5 protein-coding genes are annotated in these 4238 nt (G+C 42.4%); all 5 read left to right on the top strand.

Annotation, left to right across the window (positions count from 1 at the left end; translation table 11 throughout):
* Positions 1–1504, top strand: a 1504-nt coding sequence (locus B3F51_RS13265; protein ID WP_286947555.1) for a copper-translocating P-type ATPase, incomplete at its 5' end; no start/stop codon positions are given.
* 27 nt (positions 1505–1531) lie between these two features.
* Positions 1532–2206: a hypothetical protein gene (locus B3F51_RS13260; protein ID WP_286947553.1), complete on the top strand. Its 675-nt coding sequence runs from the start codon at positions 1532–1534 to the stop codon at positions 2204–2206.
* 23 nt (positions 2207–2229) lie between these two features.
* A complete protein-coding gene (locus tag B3F51_RS13255) occupies positions 2230–2445 on the top strand; it encodes a cation transporter (protein WP_286807488.1) in 216 nt (71 codons plus the stop codon).
* Positions 2446–2480: 35 nt separating this feature from the next.
* A complete protein-coding gene (locus tag B3F51_RS13250) occupies positions 2481–3881 on the top strand; it encodes a sensor histidine kinase (protein ID WP_286947551.1) in 1401 nt (466 codons plus the stop codon).
* A gap of 11 nt (positions 3882–3892) precedes the next feature.
* Entirely contained in the window at positions 3893–4204 is a 312-nt protein-coding gene (locus B3F51_RS13245; protein ID WP_286807484.1) for a hypothetical protein, read from the top strand.
* Positions 4205–4238 lie beyond the last annotated feature (34 nt).

Here is a 4238-nt window from a genome sequence, read left to right as displayed (position 1 = left end):
CGAAATTGAAACACCCATTGATGAGGTCGAAATTGACGACGTGATCCTGGTCAAACCGGGGGGCAAAATTCCGGTTGATGGGATCGTCATTGAAGGAAACACCGCCATTGATGAATCGATGCTTACCGGAGAAAGTATGCCCATCGATAAAAAATCAGGAGATGCAGTATACGCTGCCAGTATTAACAAAAATGGTGTAATCAAATTTAGAGCGACAAAAATTGGCGGCGATACTGCCCTGGCGCAAATCATCAAGTTGGTGGAAGATGCCCAGGGTTCAAAGGCACCGATCGCCCAGCTGGCCGATATTGTATCCAGTTATTTTGTTCCGATTGTCTTTGCGATCGCAGTGCTGGCCTTTGTTGGTTGGTATTTTACCGGTCATACCTTTGTCTTTGCGATGACCATTTTTATTTCGATTCTTGTCATCGCCTGCCCCTGTGCTCTTGGTCTGGCAACCCCTACGGCGATCATGGTGGGTACCGGAAAAGGTGCTGAGTATGGCATTTTAATTAAGGGCGGCGAAGCCCTGGAAACCACCCATCTTATTGATACCATTGTTTTTGACAAAACCGGCACCATTACTGAAGGCAAGCCTGAGGTAACTGACATTGTCACCGCAAATGGGATTGAGCGGGATTGGCTCCTTCAAATTGCCGCATCGGCTGAAAAAGGATCAGAACATCCGCTGGGTGAAGCGATTGTCCGTGGCGCCCAAAAAGAAAACATGGAAACCCTTAAGATTGATACCTTTAAAGCCATTCCCGGATATGGAATTGAAGTGGAAGTTGACGGTTCCCGGCTGCTATTGGGAAACCGGAAAATGATGGATGAGAACAGTATCTCCCTGATCACCCTGGAAGAAGAATCAGACAGACTTGCTGAAGAAGGTAAAACGCCCATGTACATTGCCATGGATGGCACGCTGTCCGGGATTATTGCTGTGGCCGATGTCGTCAAAGCCAGCAGTAAAGCGGCCATTGCCAAGCTTCATGAAATGGGTATCGAAGTGGCGATGATCACTGGCGACAATAAAAAAACCGCTGAAGCCATCGCCAAACAGGTTGGCATCGATCGAGTCCTGGCCGAAGTTTTGCCCCAGGATAAATCAAATGAAGTAAAAAAACTCCAGGCCGAAGGCCGAAAAGTGGCCATGGTTGGAGATGGCATCAACGATGCACCGGCTTTGGCACAGGCAGACATTGGCATTGCCATTGGCTCCGGTACCGATGTTGCCATGGAATCCGCCGACATTGTGCTGATGCGAAGTGATCTGATGGATGTACCCACCGCCATTAAACTCAGCAAAAGTACCATTCGCAACATCAAGCAAAATTTGGTTTGGGCATTTGGTTATAACGTTGCCGGAATCCCCATTGCCGCCGGACTGCTCTATTTGTTTGGCGGACCATTGCTGAACCCCATTTTTGCAGCGGCGGCCATGTCCCTGAGTTCGGTTTCGGTACTCACCAACGCCCTCCGATTAAAAGGGTTCAAACCATAAAAAAATATTTAACAAGGAGAAAAGACCATGAAGAAGAAAATTATTTTAGCCGGGGCAGCCCTATTATTGTTAGTTGTCCTATCCGGTTGTCAGCAAACTGATGTTGTCGGCAAGACCTCCATCACATCCTTTGATGCGGTGCTTCAGGCCATTCCCAACCAAATTGCCGAAGATGAGATGAATGGAGGCTGGGCACTATCGGCACCGGATGGAACCGCCCGTTTTATCTGGAGTAAGGATTACAGTAGCGGAGCCCCTCACGATGTGATGCTGGAAGTTGATGCTAAACCATTTCTCGCAGCTGGACTTGATGTCACCAAGCTTCCCGCCGGAATGCTCGTTGATGATAAGATTATGGTCGGGACAATGTTAGGGGATGAAAAATTAACCTACAGTGGCGAAGTGACCCCGCTGGCATCCTATGAACAGCTTGTCAATCTGAAACGTGATCATATTAAATATCACACCGCCCTTGACCATTATGGGGTTGACATTGGTGATGGGAATATGTTTGAATGGGCTAAAGACCTGAGTACCAATGATAAGGACATTGTCTTTGTTTTAAATCCACAGATTTTTATTGATGCCGGCGTTGATCCGGATAAAGTTGAAGGCTGGGTTTTCGCCAAGGTCAGTGCCGAAGACGAAGATAAAAAACCAATTGAAGTGGATAAATTTTTAAAACCGTTTAATATTAAATAAACTAGAAAAAAGAGGTGTACAAAATGGAAAGAATAATTTTAAATGTCGAAGGTATGTCGTGTGCTCACTGTGAAAGAGCTGTAAAAAATGCAGTTGGCGAACTCGACGGAGTTGAGCGTGTTATTGTCGATCTTACTGGAAAAACTGTGGCAATCGAATATGAACCGGGTAAATTAACCTTTGAGAGCTTCAAAACTGTCATTGAAGAAGAAGGATACCATGTGTCAGGAAAAATATAACTAATTCATAATTAGTTATGAACGAGGAGATTGCTATGGAACATAGCTTAAGAACAAAACTATCGTTGACGATTGCCCTGATTATGTTACTTACTGTTGCCACGATCAGCTTTTTATCAAACATTTTAATTGAAAAAGAATTCACTAATTATCTTACCATTCAACAAGAGAAACGAACTCAGGAAATAACAGATAGTTTGAGTCAGCAATATGATATGGACACCAAAACCTGGAACGCAGATTTTGTCCACACCATCGGGATGTATGCCCTTTATGACGGGTATATTGTCAAGGTTTATGATTTACAGAATCAGACGATCTGGGATGCGGAGACATGTGATATGTCCTTATGTACAGCAGTGATGGATGATATTTCACATCGCATGAATACGAAATATCCGCAAATGAATGGTGAATTTATGTCAAAAACCATCTCAATCACTAAGAATGGTAAAGTCATTGGAACGGCAGATATCAGCTATTTTGGACCATACTTTTTAAGCGCAGATGATTTTCAGTTTTTGAATGCACTTAATACAGTATTAATCGGAATTGGCGTTTTCTCACTTGTTTTTTCGGTTATTGTCGGGTCAATCCTGGCTAAACGATTAAGTCGCCCAATCTTACATACGGTCACTGTAACAAAACAAATCTCTGAAGGTGATTACGATGTACGAATCACAGAAGTTTCAAAAACCAGGGAATTAAATGACCTCATTGTTGCTGTTAATCATTTAGCTGACACATTGGGAAAACAGGAGTCACTAAGAAAACAGTTGACCGCTGATGTAGCTCATGAACTGCGAACCCCTCTTACATCGATTGGAACCCATATTGAAGCCATGATTGAAGGGGTATGGGAACCTACAAACGAACGCTTGAAAAGTTGCCATGATGAAATATTGCGCATAGGTAAAATTATCCAAGATTTAGAGAATTTGGCAAAAGTTGAAAGTGATAATTTAAAGCTTGATAAAACACAGATTAATCTGAATGCGTTATCAGAAAAAGCAGTGGCGAACTTTGCCGCAGAAATCGATAAAAAGAAGTTGAACGTATCGATTGAGGGGGAAAGTTCAGACACATATGCTGATCAAAATAGAGTCAGCCAGGTTATCATTAATCTAGTTTCAAATGCTGTAAAATATACACCGGAGCATGGTATCATTAAAATTTTTATTTCTGAAGATAAGCAGTTTGTTCGATTATGTGTCAGTGATAATGGGATTGGGATACCAGAAGATGAACTCCCCTATGTTTTTGAGCGCTTTTATCGCGCTGATAAATCTAGAAATCGTATGACCGGTGGTTCAGGAATTGGACTGGCCATTGTTAAGTCAATCGTTACTGCCCATGGAGGAATGGTTGAGGCCGAAAGTCACTTAAACGAAGGCAGTAGTTTTGTTATCAAACTGCCGAAAAATAAAATGGAATAGGAGTAAAAAAGATGGACAGATCATTTGAGCTTAAAATAGACAATGCAGTTTTAGACTACATGCGAAAAAAAAGAAAGAGTAATTTAACACTTACCATCAGTTCTACAGGTGGCGGTTGCTGTCCAACTTTTGAGGTTTCTGAAGTTTCACTTGTAAAGCCAGATCAATTGGACGCATTTGATATATTTAAACAGAATGATGTTACCCTATATATCAGCAAAAATGCAAGGGTGATAAGGTCGACACTGCATTTTATACTTAAAAAAAATTTGATTGGGGCAACGATCCAAGTCGAAGGTTTAAGCCTAAAAAAGCGGGATTAATGCTACCCATGCTAGTGTAATGTATTGTTGATAT

This window comes from Acetobacterium sp. UBA5834 (genome assembly GCF_002435675.1).
GTDB classification, from domain to species: domain Bacteria; phylum Bacillota; class Clostridia; order Eubacteriales; family Eubacteriaceae; genus Acetobacterium; species Acetobacterium wieringae.
The sequence above is the reverse complement of the archived record's forward strand: the minus strand, read 5'-3'. Positions and strand labels throughout refer to the sequence as shown.

Excerpts from the sequence above, each read along its gene's own strand:
- B3F51_RS13255 (WP_286807488.1), top strand. The coding sequence starts at position 2,230 with ATGGAAAGAATAATTTTAAATGTCGAAGGTATGTCGTGTGCTCACTGT.
- B3F51_RS13245 (WP_286807484.1), top strand. The coding sequence starts at position 3,893 with ATGGACAGATCATTTGAGCTTAAAATAGACAATGCAGTTTTAGACTAC.
- B3F51_RS13250 (WP_286947551.1), top strand. The coding sequence starts at position 2,481 with ATGGAACATAGCTTAAGAACAAAACTATCGTTGACGATTGCCCTGATT.
- B3F51_RS13260 (WP_286947553.1), top strand. The coding sequence starts at position 1,532 with ATGAAGAAGAAAATTATTTTAGCCGGGGCAGCCCTATTATTGTTAGTT.